The sequence below is a fragment of the Aquiflexum sp. genome (assembly GCF_041751335.1).
Lineage (GTDB): Bacteria > Bacteroidota > Bacteroidia > Cytophagales > Cyclobacteriaceae > Aquiflexum.
This window is the reverse complement of record NZ_JBGSXS010000184.1, coordinates 1-26,973: the sequence shown is the minus strand read 5'-3', so window position 1 is coordinate 26,973 and position 26,973 is coordinate 1. Positions and strand designations below refer to the sequence as shown.

Here is a 26,973-nt window from a genome sequence, read left to right as displayed (position 1 = left end):
AACATGTAAAAAAAATTAATTTTTTCTTCTGACTCCTTTTACTGCTTCGGCATTCAGTGGATCTTGAGGCCAGAAATGTTTTGGATATCTTCGTTTCAAATCTTTTTTTACATCAAAATAAGTATTGCTCCAGAAGCTTTTTAAATCAGAAGTGACCTGAACGGGCTTATAACCAGGAGACAGTAGATGTAGCAATAGGGGAATACGGTTTTTGTTGATTTTTGGCGTTTCAAGCCAACCAAAAACTTCCTGAAGTCTTACAGCCAGTATGGGGGTTTCTCCATCATTTCGATATTCCAAAGTTACCATACTACCGCTTGGCACTGGTATTTTTTGAGGAGCAAGATCAATGACTTTCTGTTGCAATTCAAAATCCAAATTGTGAAAAAGTATGTCATTAAGGTCAAGCTTCCATAAGTCTTCTTCTCTTTTGACTTCATCGAGATAGGGGGAAAGCCAATGACCTACATTTTTGATCAATGATTCCTTTCTGAAATCAGGCCAATTTTCATCTTGATTCCAGATCTTTAAAGAAACAACTCTATTCATGAGCTGTACAACATCCTGATTGAAATCCAATAAACCGTGATCTTCTTTAATACCCAATATGACAGCTTCTCTTTTTTCCTCCAAAGAAATATCTTTTAATGGAATGGATTTGAGTACAATTGATCCAATACAGATGTTTTTCACTGCTTTCAATTCCCCATCTTTTTTGTCCCATTTGACCACTTTCTTCTCTTTGATCATAGGTAGAAGATCTTTTGGGTCCAAAGGTGATGCCATGAATATCTTTCCCAACCCATCCCTCGCATCTACATGCGATATGGCTATCCATGATTCGTTAGCAAGGTCATCTCTATGACCCATCATGGCTATTTTGCCATTGGCCATTTGAAATTGGGCGTTGTTTCCTGGTCTTGCACTTGCTATTCGCTCAGGATAGGTATAAGCTATCAAAAGCCCAGTTTCAAAAGAATCCACAGGAGTGTTTTCTTCATTAACCTTCAGCATTTTGCGGTACTGCTTACCTACTTTTTCTATTTTATCAAATCCTTTGATGGAAAGATTTTCTTTTCTTGCTCTCCTTAATCCTTCAACTCTCAAATTGATATCAACACCCATTTCGGAATCCAATGGATCTCTTTCCTCCAACAATGCAGCAATGTCCGTGGCCAAGGCAGTTTTTCCTAATTCTTCGGCGATGATCAACATGTGGGCAATCCTGGGATGGGCAGGAATCTGATGTACCTTTTTCCCATGGGCTGTAATCTTTCCCTGATCCAATACATTTATTTCATGTAGCAGTTCGGTTGCTTGGGATAGAGTTCCCAGTGGAGGAGGAGTCAGCCAAGTAAGTTCCTGAATATTTTCAATACCCCATTTTGCCATATCCAAAACCAAAAAAGTCAAATCAGCTTCCAATATTTCCGGAGTCCTGAATTCCTGCATTTGAGATTGGGTGAAGGAAGACCACATTCGGTAACAATATCCGGGTCCCAATCTTCCGGCTCTTCCTGCGCGTTGATCTGCAGCATCTTTTGAAATGCGGATAGTTTCCAATCTTGACAAACCCGTTCGGGGATTGAATTTGGATGTCCTTCCAAATCCAGAATCAACCACTATTGAGACACCTTCGATGGTAAGGCTTGTTTCAGCTATAGATGTAGCCAAGACAACTTTTCTTTTACCTTTTTTATTAGGAAAAATGGCCTGATGTTGCGCTTGAGGATTCAGTTGACCGTATAATGGATGAATGGCAAATTCCGGTAAATTTTTCCTTAAAATGGCTTCAGTCTTTTTAATTTCTCCTTGACCGGGAAGGAAGACTAAAATATCTCCTACATGTTTTTTTGAAGCATTTATAACTGTATTAGACACCATTTCGGGCATCAGAAAAGGATCAAAATCTCCTGAATATTGAAAATCAACAGGAAACATTTTTCCATCACTTTTTAAAGAAGGCGCTTTCAATAATGATTGAAGCTGGGGCATATCCAATGTAGCCGACATTACCAAAATACGGAGGTCAGGTCTTAGGACTTGCTGGACTTCCCTACATAGGGCCATGGCCACATCTGCATGTATATTTCTCTCATGGAATTCATCAAAAATAACAAGGCCAACTTCTTCCAAAGCATTGTCATTGAGTAGCATTCTTGTTAGGATTCCTTCAGTCAGTACCTCAAGTTTGGTCTTTTCAGAAATCTGGCTTTCAAACCTGATTCGATAACCGATACTTTCACCGACTTTTTCACCCAAAAGGTCAGCCATCCGCCAAGCAATTGTTTTTGCTGCCAGTCTCCTTGGCTCAAGCATCAGAATTTTTTTACCCTTCAAAAATGGCTCTTCAAATAATGTTAATGGCAAAAGTGTGCTTTTACCAGCTCCGGGAGGTGCATTTACAATGAGCGTGTTGAATTCATTCAGTTTTTTCTTGACATCACTGATGATGTCAAGAATAGGAAGATTTACGGAATATGGATCGAAATTCAAGTTCGGTGGAATTAAATTAAAAAACCACTGATTCTTTTGAAATTCATAAGAATCAGTGGCCAGAATTTATTCAAATGATAGATTATTCAATTTTTGCAAAACTTTTATAATATTCCCATCTCATTTCTACACGGTCATTTTTCACTTCATATACCAATCTTTCCTCCATTTTGTCACCAAAGTTGGATGGAATATTAACTCTCAAGGCATCCTGACTTTCGTCATAGGAGTAAGCACCCCATTGTTTGGCAACTTTATTGAAAATCAAAGTGGATTCACCTTCATTTGGGATAACAAAGATAGAATATTTACCCGCTGGCAGGGTTTGCCCCTGCACTTTGATGTCCTTTGAAGTTTCAAAAGTGGTGGCATCATTGGCACCTGCTCTCCATACCTGTCCAACCGGCACTAAATCTCCCCAAATTACACGGCCCTTTACTGCGGGGCTACTGTAATTGATGGTGATTTTGGCACCGTTGATGGTTCCTTCGGCTGTTCGGGCAGGACTTGGTTTTTCATCTTGTGCAATAGCCAGGGCAGCTATCAAAGCAAAGGTCATGGTCAAGATACTAAACTTTGCAAAAATTGTTTTTTTCATGGTAAATTGTTTTATTGTTTAAGTTGATTAACTCAAAATAATTGGATTAGTTGTCCCATAAAATATTAAATTTTCACCCAAGCTTGTTTTCTGTGGCTTTCGATGATCCTTTCACAGATGATCAACTCTCTTAATCCATCCTCAAAAGTTGGGTACGTTGGTTTAGTTGGTTGTTTGCCTCCTCTTACTGCTTCATATACTTCTTTGAACATTTGCTTGGAAGTATCCGGAAAACCCTCGTTGTGTCCACCAGGAAAGCTGATTAAACCTGCTGCTTCTCTGGAAAAAAGTGAAGGGTCTTTCATAAGTTGTTGATTGGCCGTTTCTCTTTTTCCGATCCACATTTCATTAGGTCTTTCAGAACACCATTCAAAATTCGCCTTAGAACCAGCAATTTCAATGTTTAAACGGTTTTTACGGCCTGCATTGACTTGACTAACTGTAACAGAACCTTTGTTGCCGTTATCAAAACGTAACATCACGGTAGCATGATCTTCGGTATTGATGGGCACCTCGGCGTAATCTGATTCCTGTAGCATTTTACCTGAATAGGTTTCTATTGGTTTTAAAGGCTTCAATCTTGTTTTGTGAACGGTAGAGAAATCTGCCATCACTTCGGTTACTCTCAATCCTGTGACATATTCAGTCAAATCCAATAAGTGGGAGCCTATATCCGCTATTGCTCTGGAATCTCCGGACTTATCGGGTTCTAATCTCCAATTATAATCTGTATTGAGATAAAGCCAATCTTGAAGGTATGAGCCCATAATACTGTAAACATCTCCCAATTCGCCAGCCTCTCTCATGGTTTTCATTTGACGAACCATGGGATAATATCGAAGATTAAAGTGAACAGCATTGACCAAACCTTTTTCTTTGGCAAGCGAGACAAGTTCTTCGGCCTCTTCAATTTTTGTTGCTAAAGGTTTTTCACAAAGCACATGTTTTCCAGCTAACAAAACTGCTTTTGATTGCGGAAAGTGTAGAAAATTAGGAGTACAGATATGTACTATGTCAATGTCATTTTGCTGAAGCATCTCCTCAAAAGTGTAGGCATTTGGGATTCCTAAAAGTTCAGCCTTTTCTCTGGCCAGATCGATGTTCACCTCACACAAGGCAGTCACCTCAATATTTGGAAGCCTTCTTAATGCTTCAAGGTGTGCAGGACCTATAAAGCCTGTTCCTACTATGGCTACATTGATTTTTCGGTTCATTTGTTTTTTGGTTTGAAATATTATTTAAAGATAGAATCAAGATCCCTAATATAAAAAATACCCATACCAAAAATGGCTTTTGAAAGGATTAAAATGAAAAAAGGCCACTGTATTGCTACAGTAGGCCCTTCCACCAATTATGATTAAAAAATTGGTTTTTTATAAAGACTTTATCAAGTCTTTCAAATCTTTATTGAAATCAATCTAATACACGATTAAAAAAATTGCAATAAGTCCTGTTATCATTCCCATAATTTTCATACTTAAAGCTATAAAACTTTTAAATTCATGGGTTTTGGCCACTTCAACATTTTCAAATAACACTTCTCCTGATGGAGTTCTGTGATAAAACTCATAGATTTCAGTTTCAAATTTATTCTTATGAGAAATTACCAGGAAAAATGCCGAAAGAAAGATACTGATCATCACCAAATGATTCTTACCAAAGCCTATCTTTTCAAATGAATGTAATAAACCCTCAAAAGGAATAGGAAGAAAATGTGACGAAGCATATTCAGTACCTAATGAAGGAATAATTACTTCTTGAACACTATTATAACTATTCTTTAACTCCCCGATTTCAGATACATTCACAAAAGAATATTTTGCTGGAAAAGGGGCTAGAGTCTGAGCGGTTAAATTTTGAATTTGGAATAAAACAAAAACAATTACTGCTAATGTAAATATCCTCGTGATTAAATTTTTCATGCTATTATTGAGATTAGAGGGTGACTAAAATTCAATATTTTTGGGTGAATAACTGTATGAAAATAAGGTATAAATAATAGTATTTCAAAATTTATTACTAAAAAAAACTTATACTACAAAATATAATATATGAAATATTTTTTACTGTCTTCAAAAAAGTATTCAAATTACTTTCTTAGGTAATTTTCAAAGGTTTCATGTCTCTTGCATTTAAGAAATTACTTGAAACAGGTCATTCCAATTCCTTTATTTCAATGAAAAATAGTAAGAACTGTTTCTCTTTTATATACTGGACCGAAAAATTCAATGCACGGATATTTTGATAAAAAATCTCCTCTGATTTAGTCTCATATTTTTAGATATTTTTTTTTATGAGATGGCATCTAGAATTTTTTCGGACTTCATTTGTAAAATATAATTGCATTTAATGTTTTCACAATTTTTTATATTAATTTAAAGTTTATTTTTAAAATTATATGATGGATAAATTTGATATTATAGAATTTAAAGCTCTTGATGGTTTTCCATTGAATCTTTGGCATTTCAAGTCTGAAAAACCTACAGTCAAAGGGCCGGTATTATTGGTGCATGGAGCCGGGGTTCGGGCAAACATATTCAATGCTCCCACGGAAAAAAATATCATTCAAGCCTTATACGAAGACGGATATGATGTTTGGCTTGAAAACTGGAGAGCAAGTATAGATTTGGAACCAAATGAATGGGATTTGGATATTGTTGCCAGAAATGACCATCCTGCTGCAGTTCAAAAGATCGTAGAATTGACCGGACATAATGAATTCAAAGCCATTATACATTGTCAGGGCAGTACAAGTTTTATGATTTCTGTTTCTTTGGGATTGGTTCCTCAAGTGACGACCATCATAAGCAATGCAGTTTCCCTTCATCCAGTTGTACCCAAATGGTCAATCTTTAAGTTAAAGTTTTTGGTACCCATTGTCAACACTATGTTTGACTTCATCAATCCACAATGGGGTTTGGAAGCACCTGATTTCAAAACCAAAATGCTCAGAAAACTGGTCAAAGTGACCCATCCAGAAAAAGATACTTTAGTGGGGAAGTTCGTAAGCTTCACATACGGTTCTGGATTTCCTGCGCTATGGCTATTGAAAAACCTGAACGAGAAAACTAAAGAGTGGATTCAATATGAATTTGCAGATGTTCCTTTATCCTTTTTCAGGCATATCAGGTCCTGTATCAATACTGGTGTACTGGTTCCAAAAGATAAAAGTACCGACCAAACGTATGCGCCTGATAATTTTAAACCCAATGCTAGAATAGTTCTGTTCAGTGGGGTAAAAAACCTTTGTTTTCTCCCTGACAGTCAAAAAAATACTTTCGAATACTTAGAGAGGATGGACCCTGGCGTCCATCGGTTGTATCTATTGGAGGAGTATAGCCATTTAGATGTTTTTTTTGGCAAAAATTCTCATATAGATGTATTTCCGCTTATGGTTGATGAACTAAACAAGTCCTAAAATGAACAAACTATGCCTCCTAAAAGGATCAAACAATATGAGGGTAGATACGCCCTTGTAGACGGAATACCCTACCAAATGCCCGTCAGTGCGCGTAATTCCCCTGCGATAATGGCAGGCTTTACCTGTGACTGGGAAAAAGCCAACGCTTTGCTGCCTGGAAATGAAATCCATGCCATGAAGTTGCCAAATGGAAGAGCGGCACTTTTGATAACCGTTATTGACTATGTAGACACTAGCATCGGCAAATACATAGAATATAGCATTGCTATAGGTTGTACAAAAGGTCCCAAACCTGCCCCTCGAATTCTGAACTCCATGATGCTCAAAAAATATGGAACAGGTCAATATATCCTCGATTTGCCTGTAAGCTCAGAAGTATCTGTAAAGGGTGGCAAAGGAATTTGGGGTATGCCTAAGCACTTAGCAAATCTGGATTTTAAGATTTCTGAAAAAACTGTCAGTAGCCAATATGAAAAAGATGGACAGTTTGTGTTCAGAATTGAAATTGAGAGACCAAAAAGTCCTTCCATAAGATTGAAAGTCGGTGCTACTAATTATTGCAGGTTTAGAAATATGCTAATGGCTTCTTATATCTATTTTGATACCAAAGCCGGGGTAAATTTATTTGGAAAAGCTAAAGCCGACCTTTACGTAGGTGATCATCCCAATGTTTCTTTTCTAAGGGATATTGATATTAATCCCGATCCATTTTTCACAGTATTTATGCCCAAGACGTTGGGGATTTTGGATGATCATTTTGAAAGTTGGTTTATGACTTATGATGAGCCACCAAAGGAAATGCCCGAAGGACTGGAAAGTATCATTGAGCTTGGTCTTAGTGAGGATTGGTTACCAGACCCTTCCATCACTGATTATGAAAAATATAAAATCAAGTAATCCTTCATCTTTTAAATTCACCTCCACTATGAATCCTCTAAAACAAACAGTTGTAGACCTTAGTAATGCCTATATATTTTTCTGTGCATCCATTTATCTCGGGATGTTTTGGTCTTTGCATTTTTTCTGGTTTCCAAATTACCCTTCTACGCTAAACTTGGATAATTACTATGACGCGATCATTCCCCAAACAACACTAGCCACTAAATTCTTCTTTATTACCATTCCTATCATGGCAGTTTGTTTGGTCATCATGTTGATCAGTGAATGGAAAACCTCCCTCATGTGGGTCCCAATTGCCTGGATTCCGGGATTATTGGCACCGGTTATTATTCAACAGGCTTATATTGAAAGAATAAACAACCATTTTATAGATGGTGTTAGCGACGAGGCCACACTTCAGGAATTGCTGAATGAATGGATGTATCTCAATGATTTGAGGTGGGTCATTCTGACCATCATGTGGGGTATAACCATGTATTTTTTCATCGCAAAAGCAAAAAAGAAATAAAATCGCACCTTTATTCAATCCCATGAAAAAGAACTTAACACTCATCGTTATTGCCATATCTGTCATAACGATTATATCAGGGTTATCGCAGGTTTTTATGCCGGCATTTGTGTTGAAAGTAATTGGCGCGGAGGTTTTTCCTATTTCTAGTCACTTATTTGCCATAGTAGGGATGTTTATGGCTTTGTTTGGTAGTATGATGTTACATACAGTTTACAACACACATACAAGCTCAGTTGCGGTTTTCTGGTGTGCCATGCAAAAACTTGGTGCTTTTGTAGCTGTTAGTTTAGGAGTCCTTAACGGTTTGTTTTCATGGATGGCTTCCGGTGTGGCAATTTTTGATCTTTTCTCAGGCTTATTATTTCTATATTATATCAAAACACTCAACCCGAAATGAAAAAAGCCAGTTATTTTTTCTTTTTTACCTATATAGGACTTGTAGTTCTTGCAGGGGTTTGGGGAGCATTTATCTATCCATCTTGGGATTTTGAAATGATGTTCAATTTGAATTTAGTTCAATTACCGGATTTTGAACGGATCAATTTGTTGTCTCAGTATAGGTTTTTGAGAGCATTGGAATTGGGATTTGGGCTGTTTTCATTTTTGTTTGTGAAGGAAATTTTTTCTGATTTCAAATTCAACAGGGTTTTTTTGACCATCATGGGACTTGGAATTTTGGCGAGAATATTTTCTTGGGTATTTGATGGCAAACCAAGCTACCTGACCATGTTTTTCATGTTTTATGAAGCTATTGGTTGGATGGTAATTTTCAGTTTTTCTTATTCTAAAATTAAAAGAAAATGAAAATAGACGAACCTAAATCTCAAAAATTCAGGTCTTTAATTTTGGCGGGAGGTGGACTAAGAGTTGCCTATCAGGCAGGGGTATTGATGGCTTTGGAGGAAGAAGGAGTAGAATTTCAGCATATTGACGGAACCTCAGGAGGGATTTTCAATACTGCCATGTTGGCAAGTGGATTGCTGCCAAAGGAAATAGCCAAAAGGTGGAGATCATTAAAATTGACGGACTTTATATCAGGTAAAAAGGCGAGGAGTTATCTCAGACCTTTTAAAATGAAGGGCTTTGCAGATGCAGATAATATCAGGGCAAAGGTTTTTCCACACCTTGGAATAGACATCGGGAAAATCAATTCGAATAAAAGATTCAACGCTACATTCAATGTCTGTAATTTTTCAACCAAATCCATAGAAGCCATTTCTAATGAATTGGTCACAGAAGACCATTTAATAGCAGGAGTTTCCCTTCCGATTTTTATGCCCGCCATCCAAATAGGTGAATCCTGGTATACTGATGCAGTTTGGATCAAAGATGCAAATCTTATGGAAGGAGTTAATCAAGGAGCAGATGAGCTTTGGTTGGTTTGGGCAATAGGAAATAGTCCAACTTATCTTCAAGGTGCCTTCCATCAATATGTTCATATGATTGAGATGAGTGCAAGTGGGGGACTTTTGGAAGAATACAAGCAAATTGAACTAATCAAAAAAAGTGATTTAAATGAAATGGGAAATGATGATTCCCTAAGTTCTCCTAAGTTATTTGTCTTTAAATCTCCAATAGCATTACCTCTTGACCCAGATTTTTTCTTGAATAAAATCAATGCAAGGGAATTGATCAACATGGGATATGCCCAAGCAAAGAATTACCTTTTAAAAATGCCAATAGATGGAGAGAAGATGGATCATTCTGCCACAGCTAATTTAGAGCCCAATTATATTTATTGTTTTAGAGCAGTCTTTACCGGAGTTGTTGAATTGAATTCAAAATTTCAGTTAGTCAAGTTGGCTATATTTTTCAGATATGCTGAATTTCAGGATTTTAAGAGACTTGAACCTTATTTAAGTCTTATACTCAACAATGGATTAGAGGATATCCCAACATTCAACAGTCAAATTTCTAATACAAAGTTGGAAGAGGGAAATTTAATGAAAGTCCAAACAAATATTTTGATTGATTCAAGACACCACAAAATAGAATTTTCGACCCTTCTTACCACTCCATGGGAATTACTCCTTGGGTTAAGTTTTAAACAGATATCCTTTCAATTATACGATGAAAATGATAACTTAAAGGTCGATGTACCTCTTCATCAATCCATTATAGACCGATTTAAATCTGTATATTACAGTACCCTCACCACTGTTTTGCCAAGAAAGGGCGGTATCAAAAAATATATTTCAGTCATTAAAAACTTCATAGCTTATGAAATTTGAAAAAAAACCAATGGTAAACTGGTACGACCCCAAGCAATTGGCCTCTACCGGAATTAAAACCGTGGTATCTTCAGTTTTTGGAAACTTCGCTGATAGGAGAGAAATGCAGGCCGCACTTGATCCAGAAGTGGGTTATTTGGACTATTCTGATGGAGAGGATATCTGGATTGATTACATTTCAGATTTAGGGGATGGGTTTAATCCTACTTATACCATTGCTCACCTTCTTGCAAAAGATCATCTTGAAGTCAATGGTGAAAAAATTAAAAGGGGTAAAATATTGATTATGGGTGGTGATGAGGTTTATCCCACTCCGGAAATACATGAATATAGAAATAGATTGCAAGGACCGTATCATGCGGCTTTTCCTGGCAACAGAAGCGACCCCGATCCCCCTCATTTATTCGCAATTCCTGGTAACCATGACTGGTACGATGGGCTGACCAATTTTATAAAAGTCTTCCTTCAAAAAAGGTCAATGGGTAATTGGAGAACCCAACAGTCGAGAAGTTATTTCGCGTTAAAATTACCTCATAACTATTGGCTTTTAGGAATTGATATTCAATTGAATGCTGATATTGATATCCCCCAACTTAATTACTTCAAAAAAATTGCAAGAGATGATATACAAGCAAATGATAAAATCATTTTAGCAACTGCAGAACCCTCCTGGGTTTACAAGTCTTTTAGCCAAAAAAGCTCTGCACATGACCGGTTTAAATTTTTTATTGATAAGATCATTTTTGGCAAAACCCATTCTGAAGACCCGGAGTGTTTTTATGGCGGAAAAAACGAAAGTATTCAGGTAACTACCATTTTGACCGGAGACTTACACCATTACTCGCATTATGTAGAAGAAGGAATCATCAATAAAAAATGCCATTTGATCACCGCTGGTGGGGGCGGCGCTTTTATGCATACAACTCATACACTAAAAAAAGAAATTACTGCTTCGGAAGGATATAAAGCAACTTTGGTAGAACCAACTTTTCCTTCCAAAAGTGACTCCATACTGTTGGGCTATAAAAATTTACTTTTCCCTTTTTATAATGTAAGCATGCTTTTATTTTTTGGAATATTTCATCTTTTCACTACTTGGCTGCTTCAAGTGGGTACTAAAAGTGATCCTGCTACATTTATGCAAAAAGCAAAGGAAATCCCATTATTTGATGGTGGATTTGGGGATTACGTATCATTGATAGGCAGCAGCTTAAGCCATATTCCTTCCGTCTTGGCTCTGAATTTATTGTTATTTGGCGGTTTATTGGTTTTTACTGATGTCAAATCAGGTAAAGGCAATTGGAATTATATCGCAGGTGCAATACATGGACTACTTCATATTGTGAATTTATATTTTCTCATTTGGGTGTTTTCCAGATATAACTTATTGACGAGGGAGATGGAAATCGACAGCTTACAACAAATATTATGGTTTTCGGGAGAAATGATTGTTGTGGGAGGAATTTTGAGCGGTGTGCTTTTTGGATTGTATCTTCTTGTCAGCGGTAATTTTCTTAACAACCATATCACAGAGGCCTCTTCATCATTTTTAGGAGAGGATTATAAGAATTTTATAAGGTTACATTTGGATAGCAAGGCTTTAAAAATTTATCCAATTGGGGTAAAAAAAGTAGTAAAAAATTGGAAGGACGTGAATAAAGGCACAGGCAAGGACCCACATTTCAAAGGAGATGATATAAAATATGACCTTATTGAAGAAAACCCAATCACCATAGAACACTAAGCATATCATGAAAAAACTATCCAAATCTTTATCGGAACTGAAAAGCCATTATGATTTCATTGTAATTGGTTCAGGATATGGCGGTAGTATCGCCGCTTCAAGAATGTCACGCTTGGGCAAATCTGTTTGTCTTTTTGAAAAAGGAAAAGAATTTTTACCTGGTCAATTTCCAAAAACACTCAAAGAAGCAGCTTTGGAAATGAACATGAAAAAAAATAAAAATTCTGAATCAAGAAACGGTTTGTATGAATTCAATTTTGGTAATGGAATCAATGTTTTTAAAGGTTGTGGCCTTGGTGGAACATCACTTGTAAATGCAAATGTCTCCATCAAACCTGAACCTCGGGTAATGGAACAAAAAGAATGGCCAATAGCTATAAGAGAAAATCTGAATTCATTTGAAGAAGGCTTACAAAGGGCTTGGGAAATGCTTCAACCTAACCCTTATCCCGAAAATGAGAATGGGTATCCTGTTTTGAGAAAAACAGAAGCAATGCGTATTTCGGCAAATCGTATGGCTGAAGATTTTAAACTGCTCGATATCAATGTGACCTTTGAGAACAGGGAAGTCAACCATGTTGGAATCCAACAACCCAAATGTACCAATTGCGGTGATTGTGTTACGGGTTGTAATGTAGGTGCCAAGAATACTACGGCCATGAACTACCTTCCTGACGCTTTTAATCATGGGGCGGATATTTTTACCGAGATCAATGTCAGGCATGTGGAGAAATCAAATGGAGCTTGGAAAGTCTTTTTCAATCCTTTGAATACCGGAAGAGAAGTCTTTGACGCACCTGAAATGTTTGTGTATGCCGATAATGTGATTTTGAGTGCCGGTTCCTTAGGTTCTACCGAAATCCTTTTCCGTTCATCACAAAAAGGATTGAAAGTTTCATCAATGTTGGGAAAAAGATTTACAGGCAATGGTGATGCGTTGGGATTTGGATACAATAATGATGTTCCAATAAATAGTATTGGACTTGGGAAGAGAGGAAATGATCAAGTTTCTGAGGTTGGCCCTTGTATCACTTCAGTGATTGATATGCGGAATGGGTCAGTATTGGAAAACGGTATGACTTTGGAAGAAGGCACAGTACCCGGACCCATTAGAGGAATTATGCCTGGTACTTTACTGACATTTTCAAGATTGTTCGGTTTGAATAGAGATAGAATTTTTTCAGATAATTTTTTCAAAAGAAAATGGAGGGAAATAGTCAGCATGGTCCGCGGTCCTTTTTATGGTGCCATCAACCATACACAAATTTATCTGGTGATGACTCATGATGATGGGAATGGTGAAATGGTTTTTGAAAATGATCAACTTCAAATCAATTGGAAAGGAGTAGGGAAGCAGGAAATATTCAAGAAAGTGGAAGATAAACTATTGAGTGCCACCCGAGCTTTGGGAGGAACCCAAGTACCCAATCCAACATGGAACAAACGGATGGATTATGATTTGGTGACCGTTCACCCTCTTGGAGGCTGTGGCATGGCAGATCATGCAGGGCTCGGAGTTACGGATCACAAAGGTCAGGTTTTTTCAGGAAGCTCAGGAACCGACCTTCATGACGGATTATATGTAATGGATGGTGCTGTGATCCCAAGACCTGTTGGCACCAATCCTTTATTGACCATCAGTGCATTGGCCGAAAGGAGCTGCAAGGTGATAGCAGAAGAATTGGGAACAGATTTGGATTATGGATTTAATGTCCATCCTGAGAAAGACTCAAGTCCCATCATAAAGCCAGGTGTTCAGTTTACGGAAACTATGAAAGGATATTTTTCATTGGAAGAAACCGAAGATTATGAAAAAGGATTTGAAAAGGGGCAAAATTCCAAATCACCATTTGAATTTACCCTGACCATAAGATCTGAGGATGTTGAAACTTTTGTGGGAGTTTCTACCCATGAAGCTGGAATGTACGGGACTATGTTGGCGCCTGCGCTTTCATCAGAACCCCTTGCAGCCATTCAGGGCACGTTCAATCTTTTTATTGAAAACAGTCAGGATCCTGAAAGGAAAAAAATGCTGTATAATGCTGTTCTATTAAGCAAAGAAGGTAAAAAATATTTTTTCAGAGGATTCAAGGATGTTTACAATAATAAAGGATTTGATGTATGGAAAGATACGACAACCTTATTCATCACTGTTTTTGAAGGAGAATCTGCGGATGGAAAGATATTAGGTAAAGGAAAACTGATTATCCAACCCGCAGATTTTGCCAAACAACTGACAACCATGAAGGCATTGAATACTTCCAATAAAATTCAGTCTTTGAAGGCGATTAGCACTTTTGGAAAATTCTTTGGAGGAAATGTGTTTGAAACTTATTTCAAAAAGCTTGGAAAAAGAGAATAGACACCATCATTTTACAGATTCCCGAAAGGAGGTCAGCCATTTTGGTTCAGACTTCCTTTGTTCAAACTTCTTTCTGACCCAACTGTTGGCCCGCTCCAATGTTCCTTGAGTTTGATATTCAGATCTTGCATTTACCAAGAGTTCAATAAAAGAGGTCATTTCCTGATCCTGTTCCGGATTTGATAATTTAGGTGAATCCTGAATGAAATTTGTGAATTTTCTTGAATCTGCTATCAAAATATATTTGTTACCAAAATTCAATGCTCCATTCTCCCTCAGCTTTGCTCTGATATTTGGTTCTATCCAATCATTAAATTCTTCCGGTATCAAATGCATTACGTGTCCATGGTCAATCTGGTAAAGATGCCAAAACTTAAGATCAGAAGGGTTTGGCTCAGTCAGTTTTACGTCCCTAATTTCTTTGTTATTGATAAAATTCATGATGATTTTACTGTTGTATTGATATGGATACAAAAGGCTGAATAAAGTATCTCTGGCATCTATCGGATTTTGAATCTGGTTCAAAACCAATTCCACTTCATTGATCTTTTTACTGTTCAATACTTTATTCGTAGCCAAATAAGAGGAATCTACCTCACTGATATTTTTTGTAACACTTTCCAATTCCCCAATTATCAGATTTTTATCCATCAAAAATGAAATGGCAGCATTGAAATCAGAAATATATTCACCGGGACTGTCATACCAGAAATATATTGGATAGGGGATGTGCTTATTGAAATAATCTATTCTATCAATTAGCTCCCAATCAATCCGAAGTGAATCCAAAAGTCCGATTTCATCTTTATCCAGAATTCCATCGACGGCTATTGCCAAAATTTGTTTTGAAAAATATCCATAATTCAGGTCCATTCCCATTATGGAAATATTCCTAAGATTTTTGATGACAAAAGCAATATTATTTTCCTTTTGAAACAAAGACTGCCTTATCCTTGGATCAACTTTAGCTGAATCCATTAATGATTTTATCAGGTCAAACTCCTGCTGCAGCAATGAATCCAAGAGAACAACATCAAATCGACTTACAGCCTGTTCCTTTTCTATTCTGTTGGCAATTTGGATGATTCGGTCATTGTGAAAAACAACTTTTTTTATTTCCTTTCCTGTAATCAGTGTAAATAGGCTTTTAAGCGTCTCAGAAGCTTGGTCTTCGGCTTTTTGGAGAATGTTAGCCCTGTGGGCAAATGCAAGGAGTTTTTCCACACAATACTCTTTGACAAGTTTGGCATCTTTGAAATCTACCCTACCATTGTCATCCAATATTTCGAATCCCGGAATACCTTTTTCAGGAATAAACCAAGGATTGATATCTGCATTTAGAATTTGTGGCGTAAGACCCATGATATGGATTTCACCACGGCTTTCATGGATAATGACAGAAGATTCTTTCAATTCAGAAAAATCAAAACCTGCTTTTACCCAACCTCGGCCAACCATCGCTAATTTTTTGCGGGTTTCACTTTTACTTAACTCAGCTGTTTTGTTCTGATAATAAAACTGCATAAAGTCCTCAAGATCAATGGTTTCGTTTGGACTGGGAAGTTCATTATAAATCATAAATAAAGCCTCTTCTCTGTGCCTCGGATTTGGCTCCCATTTGATATTTCTAGGTCTCCTACTTTTGAGCCTATAGATGTATTCCAACATGTCATCATAAAGAGGATCTGCAACGATATCATTCATATAGCCATGATAGTTGATCTTATCGCTGATATTCCGGCTATTGACATCATACCTTAATACTCTTCTCCACCCACTTATAGGAGTCATCTTTTTATATTCCTCATCTTTTTCAGAATTGGGTAAGTCTTGGAAAGATTTTAAGTTTCCTAAAGCCGATTTAATGTCTTTGAACAAAGTGATGGCATTGTTACTGATATTTTCATCTTCTATCAAATCCAATCTGGCCTCATCTATGGAGGCAATAACTTCACCATAATATTCAGCGGTTATCAATTGGCCTATCTGATTGACTTCTGCCACCATATTGGCAGTATCCTTTAATTTAGCTTCTCCTCCAAAAATCCCAAATGGATTCCAAATGAAAACAAGTACCACCACAGCCAAAACAATGACTATATCAAGTAAGAATTTCCAATTTCTGAGAAGCCATCCTATCATTGTTCCACCAGGTTTTCAGGGTTTACCAATAGATTGACCTTGGAAATAATCAGATCATCATTTTCAAAATTGATGTAGATTTCTTTATATCCCAAAGAGCCCAAAAGTACATTGAACAATTGTCTAGTATGGTTTTGGGTAGTCTTGACGATACCCATGTATTGCAGGTTTTCCCTTATATCAAGTTCTGCAAGACGGAAAAATTCCTCTTGATCTCTGATATTAATTTTGTTGAGAAATATTCTGGGATTAGAAATCAAAGAATCTTCGACAAAACTTGCAGGAGGATAAGAAAAATTGATCACTTCTATGGAAGGAAGCATTAAGTGGATTTTGTCACCATCTATCCTGATGTCACTTTCTCTTATTTTACTCAAATCTATTCCGGCTTTGACCTTTGCTTGGGAATATGCCATAAAGCTGGCTTCATTGATTTTGAAAAAGGCAAGCCGTTTGGTTTTGGTGCCAAAAACAATTTTATCGATCACAAATTCGGTAGTGGCCAGATCTGATGCATTTTGGATTTTGCCAACAATAAGCGCCCTGTCATTATTTTTGCAGGAGGAGACCAACACTGCCAAAATTAACAGCACAGGAGCGTAATAAAAATAATTTGTAAATGAGCTTTGGGCTTTCATCACTGAAGTAGTTTCCTGTGTTTTTCGTATGCTGCCTGCAATCTTATATCATATTTATTTGCTTTATAACCGCTACCGTTATAACCATGAGCAAAGTTTGCCCAATTATAATTGCCATTACTGTTTTCATTTTCTGAAATGAAATTTATCAAAGGCGTACCTTTAAATTTTTTGGTCATGATGAATGCCATAAAATCCAAGAAGTGGTATTTTTCATGCTCATGTTGCTTTTCCTCAAATTCAATCCAAGATTTATATTGATCTTCACCTTCACCGATTCTGGATTTAATATTATGATCCAGGTTTTCTCCCAATATCTGGAACAAGCCCCATGAAGCCGAATAGACTGCCAATTTTGGATCAATCTTTTTGGCTCTTTCCAGTCTTTCATATTCTCCAATTCCACCTTTATAAAATTCTCTCGTCCATGATTTATAAAGAATATCCTTATTTGGTTTTTGTAGTTTTTCCAATTCATCCTCCGACATCCCCTTATTTTTAAGCAGTCTCCAAAAGAGGTGTCCTTCAAAAAGTATTTTGGCATCACCATTTTTTAGATGACCACGTCCTGAAGATTCGACTTCGATAACAGCTTTGACCACAGAGAGTGATAGGATAAGGTCTTTACTCTCAGCAAGTTTTTCCAGTGAATCCATGAGTTGATCATCATTAAGGATTTTGCCGTTGACATTATCCTTGATCTGCACAAACCCAAATGTATTTACAGATTCGTCTGGTTCAGGGCTGGTTTTGATGAGATTGTTTTTAAGTTCTGTAAATGAGGAAGGAGTTGGTTCTTCTTTTTGGGTTGAAAGTCCAAACTCCCTGTCATCTTCAAAAAATGCCCTATCATCCTCTGATAAAGAATCATCGAAACCTATTGTTGTTGGAGGAATTCCATCCGTATTTGAAGTATTGGATTGGGTTCTAATTATTGATGGATCCTGATTAGTGCTAGATTGATTTGGATTTCTCCACCTATCCCTAAAATATTTGAGTGACCTGTCACCAAAATAAAAAGCAATCATCATCAAAAATGCCGTTTCAAAAAATTCAAATTGTTGGATCCTTAATTGCATCATTTCAGGATTGATTTCCTCAGTACCCATACTTGCAACCAAAAGAGAGATCCCTCCAAACAATAAAGTAAAAGCAATCATGCCCCTTACAGTTCCTGGAGGAAGGCCGAAGGTCTGACTTCGGTAGGGGTTGTACTTAGGTTCACGAATCTGGAAATCCGGATTTTCAAGTTCCAAATTCCTCCCCTGTCTTTTGGCTTCTGCTATTTCAGCCCATTCTCCATCAGTAATTCCAAAATTTATATTGTAATGATAAACTGACCAAACAAAATATATCATAAAAACAGCCAGCCATGATACCAGCATCAACAATCCAACAATGGCAAAAATATTCTTTTGTTCTAAATACATTAAAACACTGTAAGTAATCGAAATTGAAACCAAAAGTATGGCGAAAATTATCGTTCCTTTAAAAAAGACATCATGGTATTTATTGACATAATAAGAGTTCCTAACATCCTTTTCTTTGAAATAGCTGATTACTACCCAATAAATTAATCCAAGGGCAATGATTGAGGGAAGGGTCCAGGCCAAAACATTTTGGTCTTCCTGAAAAAAATGCCTAAGGAAAAATCCTACGATAATGGTCAAAATCACTGTTGCAGCAATTTTTATCCACAATTGGTAAAAGCTGTTGTTCAATTCTTTCATAGTGATGTCAGTTTACTTCGATCAAACCAATCTTCGTTGAGTATTTGAATATTTACATGTTCATTGGAATCGAGAAGAGCGGCTATAATTTTATAAAATCTTTGGTAAGCATCTCTTGAATTCCGAAGGGATTTACGGCTTGTGCCTGCGGTTACTCCGTCAGCTATTAAGATGCAACCTTCTGTATTTTCATGATAATTGCCCACATGGATATAAATACCTTCAAATTCAGGAACATTTCTTAGGTGAAGGTGTCTAGTAAACCATGGTTGGAAATCTCTTAAGTAATCTCTGGTTATCCTTGAGTGGGCTGGATCAACAGGACTGTAACCAATGTTGTAAATGCCAGCGGATATTCTTGTTTTTCCCCTCACTTTTTCGTCTTGATGGGTATCCTCCAGGGTATAAGCAAAAAATTTATTTCTAAGAAAAATAAGTCCTAATGTCGTTTCTCCATCATCTATATATCGCAAAACTGTCAGTGTACATTTTCCCAGAAGAGTTCCTTCTTCTATTTTAGACTGCTGAAGCTTTATTTCAAGATCTTTTATTTTCTGATTTAAGGCTGAAATTTCTTTGGTTTTTTGCTCAATGACTTGAGAATCGTTGTTTTTATCAACATGTGGTAGGGGAAAACCATCAGTTTTACTTTCTTTTGAACCCGAAAAAGCCCCAGCGATTTTCTTAAATCCATTTTCCACCAAGACAACCACATACCCAATAAAACCTATAACATACAACCATGCCTTGCCAAATAGATTTGGATTGGTGAACAGTACCAATACAATGATGGCAACCAGCGCAATAATTAAAAGTGCAGCAAATTTTTTCATTTTGCTTTTTAAAGATAAAATGTTTCCAAATATGGTAGAGGTAATAAAAAGAAACTATATAAGGTTAAAATTTAAATATTAACGAGCTAATAATCAAGAAAATGGAAACTTAACTTTAGATAAATTTCAAAACGGGTTTTGTACTAGCTTATGAAAAATTCTAAATATTAAGCTTTATAAAAAACCTTTTATTCCATTCAAGGAAACAATTTTATACTTTATCAAATTCCTTTAATAATAGTATGCTATCGAACTAGAAAGGACACACATATTCATTAAATTTAAAAATTCACCATTAAAATAAGACAAATGGCAAATTTCAAACTTCGAATTAATGGCCAAGAGCATCAAGTGGATGTCGATGATGACACACCTTTACTTTGGGTTTTAAGGGACCACTTGGGTCTTGTAGGTACCAAATATTCCTGCGGGATCGCCCAATGCGGTGCTTGTATGGTCCATCTGAATGATGAGGCAGTATATTCCTGTACTTTACCAGTTTCCAGTGTTGGATCAGATAAAATAACTACGATTGAAGGTTTATCAGAAAATGGAGACCATCCTGTGCAAAAAGCATGGGCCGATGTTGATGTGGCGCAATGTGGCTATTGCCAGACAGGCCAAATTATGACAGCATCTGCTTTCCTGAAAAAAAATCCCAATCCTTCTTTGGAAGAAATAGAGAATGTGATGAACAGGAATCTATGCAGATGTGGTACTTACCACAAAATTAGAGAAGCAGTAGCAATGGCAGCAAAACTTAAATAATCATGGCAAATCTAACAAAAACAAATAGGAGAGACTTCCTTAAAATTGCTGGAACTACAGCGGGAGGTTTATTTATCGGTTTCAATTGGGCAAGCTGTGATTCACCCAAAATCCAGGTACTCTCTGATGAGGAAGTGCTTTCGCAAGTTCATGATTTCAATGCCTATCTATCCATTTCTCCAACAGGTGATGTGGTTATATATTCACCCAACCCCGAGTTAGGTCAAAATATCATCACTTCATTTCCGATGATTGTTGCTGAAGAACTTGATGCAGATTGGAGCAAAGTAAGGGTATTTCAAGCAGCTTTGGACAATGAAAAATATGACCGACAGGTTACTGGAGGATCCGGAGCTATGCCACATTCATGGGATAGGTTGAGGAAAGCCGGTGCGACTGCCAGACATCTTTTAGTAGCTGCAGCCGCTGAAAAGCTTGGAGTTCCTGCCTCTGAATTGACTACTGAAAACGGACAGATATTTCACAACGGAACCAAAAAATTCTCTTATGGAGAAATGGTCACAGATGCATCAAAACTGACAGCTCCTGATGAAGTAACTTTAAAGGATCCTAAAGATTTTAAAATTATAGGAACTCCTATAAAAAATGTAAAAGGGAAAGAACTTTATACAGGCCAACCTTTATTTGGTCTGGATTTTTATAGAGAGGGCATGGTCAATGCGATGGTTACCAGGCCTCCTTTCGGTATGAAAATTAAATCAGTGGATGATTCTGCTGCACGTTCTGTTGCTGGGGTTTCAGATGTAATTGTATTCAAAAACAATGTAGCTGTAATAGGAGAGACCACCTGGCCGCTGATGAAAGCGAAAAACAAATTAAGAATAGAATATGAGCCTGATGGAACCATAGAAAGTAGTTTTGATCATGATCGCATATTCAAAGAACTGCTCGAAAGTAAAAATGCCAAGGTCATGCGTAAGGACGGTGATGTGGAGTCGGCATTCAAGAATGCCGCCCAAGTAGTCACCAGTGAGTACCAATGTCCATTTTTATCGCATTCTCCCATGGAGCCACAGAATTTCTTTGCACATGTAAAAGGTGATAAAGCAGAACTCGTCGGCCCCACTCAAACACCGGACAGGGCAAGAATGGAGACTGCAAAATTGCTTGACATTCCAGTGGAAAATATCACAGTTGAATTAACCAGACTAGGAGGCGGTTTTGGTAGGAGACTGGCAGCTGATTTTGTGGTAGAAGCAGTAGAATTATCAAAAATACTAGATAAGCCTGTAAAGGTAACCTGGAGTCGCGAGGATGATATAACTGGCGGTGCATACAGACCCGCAGTAAGATATAGATTCCAAGCAGCTTTGGACGATCAGGGAAATATGATTGGATATAAACTCCGAGGTGTTGGCATCAATGCAGGTAATTCCACAAGGGAAAATAACTTCCCTTCTGGTTCGGTTGAAAATCTCCTGATAGAAAACGTGGAGCATAAATCCACCATCACCACAAATGCATGGAGAGCTCCTATTACAAATTTCTTGGCCTATGCAGAGCAATCATTTTTGGATGAAGTGGCTTTGGCAGGCAAAAAAGACCCTGTAAAATTGAGATTGGATCTCTTAGATAGGGCCAAAAACAATCCTGTTGGTGAAATTCATTATGATATAGATAGAATGCGCGGGGTTATCCAAACAGCTGCAGACAAATCCAATTGGGGTAAAAATAAAGAGGTAATGCAGGGATTTAGTGTGTATTTCTCGCATAGGTCCTACGTTGCCCAAGTTGCTAATATAGAAATGGAAAATGGCCAGCCTGTCTTGAAAAAAATCACTGCTGTCACCGATTGTGGCACAGTAGTCCATCCAACAGGAGCAAACCAACAAGTAAGAGGAGGAATCGTGGATGGAATGGGTCACGCCATGTTTACCAATATGACTTTCGAAAATGGTCTTCCAAGGCAAAGAAATTTTGATACCTATAGGTTGATTAGAATGAAAGAGGTACCAGAAGTGGATGTTCACTTTGTAGACAGTGGTTTTTCACCTACTGGTTTGGGAGAGCCTGCTCTACCTCCAACAGGTGGTGCAATCGCCAATGCAATATTTGCAGCAACAGGGCGAAGGATCAGAACTCAACCATTTATTGAACAAAAAGAGTTCTCAGACATCAAATTACAGATCAAGAGAACTTAGATTATCGGACCTTCCCAGTGGTTTTGCTATTGGGAAGGTTTTTTTTTGAGACATTATATTTGAGACATTAGACTTGAGATGACTTTCTCGTCAAGGTTGAGTTATGAAACCAAACTCATTTTCTTCAATAAACTTTTATCCTGTTTAAAATTTTGAGTATGTTTTTGAGATCATTGAGGTTGTACCTCAGAATTAAGTTGTTGTAGGTGTAAAATTTCATGCTTCACAATTATGTTTCTTCATGTTTTTAAAATATCTGCAAAAAAAAATGCTTTTCTGATTTAGAGTTGATTTTAGTCTAATATCTAATGTCTTACGGCTTCTTCAAATCTCATCCATTTCCCTCTCCGGCCAATATGGCCCTATTAGAATAAGTTCCTTTGAATCCAGGTCAATTTCAAACTGGATTTTCATTTTTTCTTTGTTTTGCTCATGGATGTTGAGGCAGGCATTATAAAATATCAATTCAAAATCAACAAGGAAATCGCCACTGTATTCCTTCACAAAGTTAATAGGTCCATATAATTGAACTCCCTCTGTTATAGCACCATCTTTTTTATAATAATAAGAAAGAAAAATCCCCATATCCTTTTGGTTTTCAAGAAGGAGTTCCTTCATAACGTCTTTAAGACTTCTATCATCATCAGATGTTGAAATATCAAATTTCCAAGTTTCATGCATATTCAAAATTAGTTAATTTAGTCGTAATTCGTTAAATATTTTGCTTGAATAAGCCAAAGGTTTTACATTGGGAAATACATGAAATACCCTATTTATTTAGACTACAATTCAACGACTCCCTGTGATAAGGAAGTAATAGAAGCCATGATGCCTTGGTTTGGTCACCATTTTGGCAATGCAGCGAGCAAGAGTCATCCTTATGGTTGGATGGCAGAAGATGCAGTGGAGACTTCTAGGGAGCATATTGCCAATCTTATAGGTGCCAAAACAAAGGAAATCGTTTTTACATCCGGAGCCACCGAGTCCATTAACCTGGCATTGAAAGGTATTTTCGAATTTTATCAGGGACATAAACAACATTATATCACCTGCAAAACAGAGCACAAAGCAGTTTTGGATACTTTCAGGTATTTGGAGTCAAAAGGTGCAGAAGTGACTTACCTTTCTGTTAATAAATTTGGTGAGATAGATTTGGATGGTTTAAAATCTGAAATTCTTCCTCATACCAAAATGCTTGCTTTCATGTGGGCAAACAATGAAACAGGTTTACTTCATCCCATGACAGAATTGATGAAAATAGCCGAGGAGCGTGACCTTATACTTTTTACTGATGCAGTTCAAGCGGCAGGTAAGATTCCGATTTTGACTAAAGGAATACATTTAATGGCTATCTCTGCCCACAAGATGTATGGACCAAAAGGAGTTGGGGCTCTTTACATCCGACACAACCATCATTTACCCAAACCATTGGCATTGATTGAAGGGGGAGGACATGAGAAGGGTTTTAGAAGTGGAACTTTGAATGTACCCGGGATTGTAGGCTTTGGAAAAGCTGCACAATTAAGGTTTAATGATTTGAATGAAAATGCAGAAAAGTTGGGATTCATAAGAGATAAACTGGAAAAAAGATTATTAAGTATAAAAGGAGCTTTTTTAAACGGAAGTCAGACCAAAAGACTTTCCCATGTCAGCAATATCGCATTTTCAGGTGTAGAAGGGGAAGAATTGCTCAGAAGAGTCAATAAAGAAATAGCGGTTAGCTCAGGATCAGCGTGTACCAGTATTTTACCCAAGCCTTCTCATGTTTTGGCTGCTATGGGTCTTGAATCCGATTTGGGAAGGGCCTCCATTAGATTCAGTTTGGGGAAAGATACTTCTGAAAAGGATATTGAGTATGCCGCTTACTACATTGAGAAAGTAATAAAAGCACTTAGAGGTCTCTAACTACCTTTCTTTAATTTCTCATAATCCTCCAGCGTATCAATATCAATGGCAGCATCAGGAAAATCAACTATTGCCAAATCGCCAGAATGCTTATAAAGTACTTTTTTAGCTCCTTCTGAACCTTTTAGGTCATATAACTCAGAAAAGTATATACTTGAAAAGAGAACTGGCACGCCAGATATTCCATTGTAGTGGCTAGCAATAATCCCTTTTCCGGTTTCAGTTTGCTTATTGATCAAATTGTTGAGGAGTTCAGAATCAACAAAAGGTTGATCGCAAAGCATTAAGATTACCTGATCTGGAGCAAGTTTTTTTTCTAAAAAGTCCAAACCTTTTTGCATGCCAGAAGCCATACCTTTTTCCCAATCATGATTGATAATTATGTCAACATTTGTGTTCTGGACTACTTTTGTTATTGATTCGAAGTTGGCACCAAGGATTAAAACACAAGCATGGGCGCTGCTCCAAAGAGCCGTCTCTATTGCCTTAATGATCAAAGTTTTTCCTTTATATAAAAGTAATTGCTTTGGCTGACCAAGTCGGGAAGAGCTCCCTGCTGCTAGAATAATGATTCCTGTTTTGAGAGATTTCATAATTCTTCTTCATGTATTGGACCAGACTTGTCTCTCAGAAAAAATGGTTTCTTATTATTTAGCACTGCTTTAATCTCAGCAAGAACAGATAAAGCGATTTCCTCAGAACCTTCAGCTCCGAGGTTTAATCCTGTCGGTGCATATATATTTTCTGTGGAAATCTTGATTCCTTTTTCTGATAACCTGGAAATAAGTTTTTCGGTCTTTTTCTTTGGCCCTAAAATTCCCACATAGGGTAAGTTATACGAAATTAGGTGACCTAATACCTCCAATTCATATTCAAAATTATGCGTCATCAGCAAAGCCACCGAATTGGAATCAGGTTGAAGATGCTGAACCACTTCTGAAGGAGATCCAGTTATAATTGTGGATGCATCCGGAAATCTTTCTTTGGTAGCGTGGTTTTTTCTTCCATCTATCAATTGAATCTGCCATCCTAATATTGCTGCCATTTTTGCCAATGGAATTGTGTCATTACCCGCACCAAAAAGGAAAATTTGCACAGGTGGTTTGATACTTTCATAAAATACAAAAACATCATCATGTTCAGAATAATTGATTATTATATTTGACTGTTTATCAATATTATATGTTAATTCATCATGAATTTGATTTAATAATCCATTTTCTATTTTTTCTAGGGAACCATGTATGATTTTCCCTTTTTTCAGAATTTTTGTACCTATTTGTTCAGACCGGGAATTCTTTAAAGAAAAAATAGTGACCAAATTACTCGATTGTCTTTCGCTTAAAGCTGTTTTTAATAATTCAACAGGATTTTCTTTGTCATTAATATCGATCGGTTCTATCAAAACCTGAATGATACCGTTGCATCCTAAGCCCACACCAAATTTCTGATCATCCTCATCAGTGGTATCGTAGGTTACCACCATAGATCGTTGCTGAAAAATGACCGACTGCGCTTTTCTTAAAGCATCACCTTCAAGGCAGCCCCCACTAATTGCACCTGTAAGTTCTCCGTCTTCTGTAACCAACATCCTAGCTCCGGGTCTTCTGTAGGCAGAACCATCCACTTTGACCACAGTTGCTAAGGCTGTACTTTGATTTCTAGTTTTGCTTTTTTCGTATCCTTGGATGATTTGTTGGAGTTCTTTCATGGATTTTTTGAGATTTAAATATATCAACTAAGCTAAAAAAACCAGTGAAAAGATACTATTTATATTTATAGTGGGCTGAGGTTTTTATTTAGATATTTACTTAGACTGTTTAAATCAAATACTTTTAACATAAATTAGGGAATGCACAGAATTTCATGGTATTTTTGCAATTCATCCATTACATTTTTGGATGTTGATCCAAAATGTAAGAGATTAGAAGTATAAATTTTTTAGATAAAAAAATGTTTAATTAGATAAATTACTGAATGTCAAAATCAAGAGAAACCTTCAATAAAAAGGAAAAAGAAAAATTAAGACTTAAAAAGAAAAAGGAAAAGGAAGAAAAGAAAGAGGCACGTAAATCCAATGAAACTGCCGACTATGAAGATATGATCGCCTATGTAGATGAGGATGGCAATATCACTTCAACTCCACCTGACCCTACCAAAAAGAAAAAGATTGACGTTGAAAGTATTCAGATCGGTACTTCAAAGCAAGTAGAGGGTGAAGATGAAGGTCTTCCCAAAACAGGTAAAGTGACATTTTTTAATGACTCAAAAGGCTATGGCTTCATCAAAGACGATCAGACCCAAGAAAGTCTATTTGTTCACTTCAAGGCCTGTATTGACCCAATCAAAGAAAATGACAAGGTAACTTATGAAACCGAAAAAACACCTAAAGGCCTGAGCGCTATTGAGGTGAAATTGGTGAAGTAATAAATTATCTGTTAACAAAAGGACATTTTTATTTAGGATTTTAGGAAAAGGTCAGGCCTTTTCCTAAAATTTTATTTTATATAACATGAAAATTGCAAGTCTTTC

The 26,973-nt window shown here is 37.0% G+C and carries 23 protein-coding genes; 12 read left to right on the top strand and 11 right to left on the bottom strand.

Translation table 11 applies throughout. The features are described 5' to 3' along the window. Nucleotides 1–15 precede the first annotated feature (15 nt). The 4 genes from hrpB to ACEW8U_RS10200 all read right to left on the bottom strand — a co-directional run bounded on the left by hrpB (nucleotide 16) and on the right by ACEW8U_RS10200 (nucleotide 5,016). The gene (gene hrpB / locus ACEW8U_RS10215; RefSeq protein ID WP_373521939.1) at nucleotides 16–2,496 is read right to left on the bottom strand and encodes an ATP-dependent helicase HrpB; all 2,481 of its coding nucleotides are present in this window, start codon (nucleotides 2,494–2,496) and stop codon (nucleotides 16–18) included. Nucleotides 2,497–2,578: 82 nt separating this feature from the next. After that, nucleotides 2,579–3,094 carry a DUF2911 domain-containing protein gene (locus ACEW8U_RS10210; protein WP_373521938.1) on the bottom strand — a complete coding sequence of 172 codons (516 nt, stop codon included), beginning with the start codon at nucleotides 3,092–3,094 and terminating at the stop codon, nucleotides 2,579–2,581. Nucleotides 3,095–3,159: 65 nt separating this feature from the next. Beyond that, entirely contained in the window at nucleotides 3,160–4,308 is a 1,149-nt protein-coding gene (locus tag ACEW8U_RS10205) for a Gfo/Idh/MocA family protein (protein WP_373521937.1), read from the bottom strand. A gap of 204 nt (nucleotides 4,309–4,512) precedes the next feature. Then, nucleotides 4,513–5,016 (bottom strand): hypothetical protein, encoded by a 504-nt coding sequence (locus ACEW8U_RS10200; protein ID WP_373521936.1) that lies wholly within the window; start codon nucleotides 5,014–5,016, stop codon nucleotides 4,513–4,515. A gap of 476 nt (nucleotides 5,017–5,492) precedes the next feature. On the opposite strand from ACEW8U_RS10200, the gene ACEW8U_RS10195 reads away from it, so the two are divergent. The 8 genes from ACEW8U_RS10195 to ACEW8U_RS10160 are packed head-to-tail and all read left to right on the top strand — an operon-like array spanning nucleotide 5,493 to nucleotide 14,263. Beyond that, entirely contained in the window at nucleotides 5,493–6,512 is a 1,020-nt protein-coding gene (locus ACEW8U_RS10195) for an esterase (protein ID WP_373521935.1), read from the top strand. A gap of 12 nt (nucleotides 6,513–6,524) precedes the next feature. Further along, nucleotides 6,525–7,412 (top strand): acetoacetate decarboxylase family protein, encoded by an 888-nt coding sequence (locus tag ACEW8U_RS10190; RefSeq protein ID WP_373521934.1) that lies wholly within the window; start codon nucleotides 6,525–6,527, stop codon nucleotides 7,410–7,412. Nucleotides 7,413–7,440: 28 nt separating this feature from the next. Then, nucleotides 7,441–7,923, top strand: coding sequence for a hypothetical protein (locus ACEW8U_RS10185; RefSeq protein WP_373521933.1), 483 nt, complete (start codon nucleotides 7,441–7,443; stop codon nucleotides 7,921–7,923). Between the two features lie 22 nt (nucleotides 7,924–7,945). After that, nucleotides 7,946–8,323 carry a patatin gene (locus ACEW8U_RS10180; RefSeq protein WP_373521932.1) on the top strand — a complete coding sequence of 126 codons (378 nt, stop codon included), beginning with the start codon at nucleotides 7,946–7,948 and terminating at the stop codon, nucleotides 8,321–8,323. After that, a complete protein-coding gene (locus ACEW8U_RS10175) occupies nucleotides 8,320–8,730 on the top strand; it encodes a DUF4345 family protein (RefSeq protein WP_373521931.1) in 411 nt (136 codons plus the stop codon). The genes ACEW8U_RS10180 and ACEW8U_RS10175 overlap by 4 nt, the downstream gene beginning before the upstream one ends. Then, nucleotides 8,727–10,157 (top strand): patatin-like phospholipase family protein, encoded by a 1,431-nt coding sequence (locus tag ACEW8U_RS10170; RefSeq protein WP_373521930.1) that lies wholly within the window; start codon nucleotides 8,727–8,729, stop codon nucleotides 10,155–10,157. The genes ACEW8U_RS10175 and ACEW8U_RS10170 overlap by 4 nt, the downstream gene beginning before the upstream one ends. Continuing rightward, nucleotides 10,147–11,901 carry a metallophosphoesterase gene (locus tag ACEW8U_RS10165; protein WP_373521929.1) on the top strand — a complete coding sequence of 585 codons (1,755 nt, stop codon included), beginning with the start codon at nucleotides 10,147–10,149 and terminating at the stop codon, nucleotides 11,899–11,901. The genes ACEW8U_RS10170 and ACEW8U_RS10165 overlap by 11 nt, the downstream gene beginning before the upstream one ends. A 7-nt stretch (nucleotides 11,902–11,908) precedes the next feature. Next, nucleotides 11,909–14,263 carry a GMC family oxidoreductase N-terminal domain-containing protein gene (locus ACEW8U_RS10160; protein WP_373521928.1) on the top strand — a complete coding sequence of 785 codons (2,355 nt, stop codon included), beginning with the start codon at nucleotides 11,909–11,911 and terminating at the stop codon, nucleotides 14,261–14,263. A 6-nt stretch (nucleotides 14,264–14,269) separates the two neighbouring features. Here the strand turns inward: ACEW8U_RS10160 and ACEW8U_RS10155 are convergent, their stop codons facing one another. Genes ACEW8U_RS10155 through ACEW8U_RS10140 form a run of 4 tightly spaced genes read right to left on the bottom strand, consistent with a single transcriptional unit; the run spans nucleotide 14,270 to nucleotide 19,606 of the window. Then, entirely contained in the window at nucleotides 14,270–16,405 is a 2,136-nt protein-coding gene (locus ACEW8U_RS10155; protein ID WP_373521927.1) for a DUF4230 domain-containing protein, read from the bottom strand. Continuing rightward, complete coding sequence (locus ACEW8U_RS10150) at nucleotides 16,402–17,043, bottom strand: DUF4230 domain-containing protein (RefSeq protein ID WP_373521926.1); 642 nt, start codon at nucleotides 17,041–17,043, stop codon at nucleotides 16,402–16,404. Before ACEW8U_RS10150 ends, ACEW8U_RS10155 begins: the two co-directional genes overlap by 4 nt. Further along, nucleotides 17,043–18,773 carry an N-acetylmuramidase domain-containing protein gene (locus tag ACEW8U_RS10145; RefSeq protein ID WP_373521925.1) on the bottom strand — a complete coding sequence of 577 codons (1,731 nt, stop codon included), beginning with the start codon at nucleotides 18,771–18,773 and terminating at the stop codon, nucleotides 17,043–17,045. Before ACEW8U_RS10145 ends, ACEW8U_RS10150 begins: the two co-directional genes overlap by 1 nt. Beyond that, nucleotides 18,770–19,606 (bottom strand): DUF5675 family protein, encoded by an 837-nt coding sequence (locus tag ACEW8U_RS10140; RefSeq protein ID WP_373521924.1) that lies wholly within the window; start codon nucleotides 19,604–19,606, stop codon nucleotides 18,770–18,772. Before ACEW8U_RS10140 ends, ACEW8U_RS10145 begins: the two co-directional genes overlap by 4 nt. A gap of 309 nt (nucleotides 19,607–19,915) precedes the next feature. Between ACEW8U_RS10140 and ACEW8U_RS10135 the strand changes: the two genes are divergently transcribed. Together ACEW8U_RS10135 and ACEW8U_RS10130 are read left to right on the top strand one after the other, a co-directional pair. Beyond that, nucleotides 19,916–20,374 (top strand): (2Fe-2S)-binding protein, encoded by a 459-nt coding sequence (locus ACEW8U_RS10135; RefSeq protein ID WP_373521923.1) that lies wholly within the window; start codon nucleotides 19,916–19,918, stop codon nucleotides 20,372–20,374. Between the two features lie 2 nt (nucleotides 20,375–20,376). Further along, nucleotides 20,377–22,536, top strand: coding sequence for a molybdopterin cofactor-binding domain-containing protein (locus tag ACEW8U_RS10130; RefSeq protein ID WP_373521922.1), 2,160 nt, complete (start codon nucleotides 20,377–20,379; stop codon nucleotides 22,534–22,536). Nucleotides 22,537–22,860: 324 nt separating this feature from the next. On the opposite strand, the gene ACEW8U_RS10125 is transcribed toward ACEW8U_RS10130, so the two are convergent. Continuing rightward, nucleotides 22,861–23,217: a hypothetical protein gene (locus ACEW8U_RS10125; RefSeq protein ID WP_373521921.1), complete on the bottom strand. Its 357-nt coding sequence runs from the start codon at nucleotides 23,215–23,217 to the stop codon at nucleotides 22,861–22,863. A 78-nt stretch (nucleotides 23,218–23,295) separates the two neighbouring features. Here ACEW8U_RS10125 and ACEW8U_RS10120 point away from each other — a divergent pair, with 78 nt between their 5' ends. After that, a complete protein-coding gene (locus tag ACEW8U_RS10120; RefSeq protein ID WP_373521920.1) occupies nucleotides 23,296–24,441 on the top strand; it encodes a cysteine desulfurase family protein in 1,146 nt (381 codons plus the stop codon). On the opposite strand, the gene ACEW8U_RS10115 is transcribed toward ACEW8U_RS10120, so the two are convergent. Together ACEW8U_RS10115 and ACEW8U_RS10110 are read right to left on the bottom strand one after the other, a co-directional pair. Beyond that, the gene (locus ACEW8U_RS10115) at nucleotides 24,438–25,034 is read right to left on the bottom strand and encodes an NTP transferase domain-containing protein (RefSeq protein ID WP_373521919.1); all 597 of its coding nucleotides are present in this window, start codon (nucleotides 25,032–25,034) and stop codon (nucleotides 24,438–24,440) included. The genes ACEW8U_RS10120 and ACEW8U_RS10115 overlap by 4 nt on opposite strands. Continuing rightward, entirely contained in the window at nucleotides 25,031–26,152 is a 1,122-nt protein-coding gene (locus ACEW8U_RS10110) for an XdhC family protein (protein WP_373521918.1), read from the bottom strand. Before ACEW8U_RS10110 ends, ACEW8U_RS10115 begins: the two co-directional genes overlap by 4 nt. A gap of 266 nt (nucleotides 26,153–26,418) precedes the next feature. Here ACEW8U_RS10110 and ACEW8U_RS10105 point away from each other — a divergent pair, with 266 nt between their 5' ends. Continuing rightward, complete coding sequence (locus ACEW8U_RS10105) at nucleotides 26,419–26,868, top strand: cold-shock protein (protein WP_373521917.1); 450 nt, start codon at nucleotides 26,419–26,421, stop codon at nucleotides 26,866–26,868. Nucleotides 26,869–26,973 lie beyond the last annotated feature (105 nt).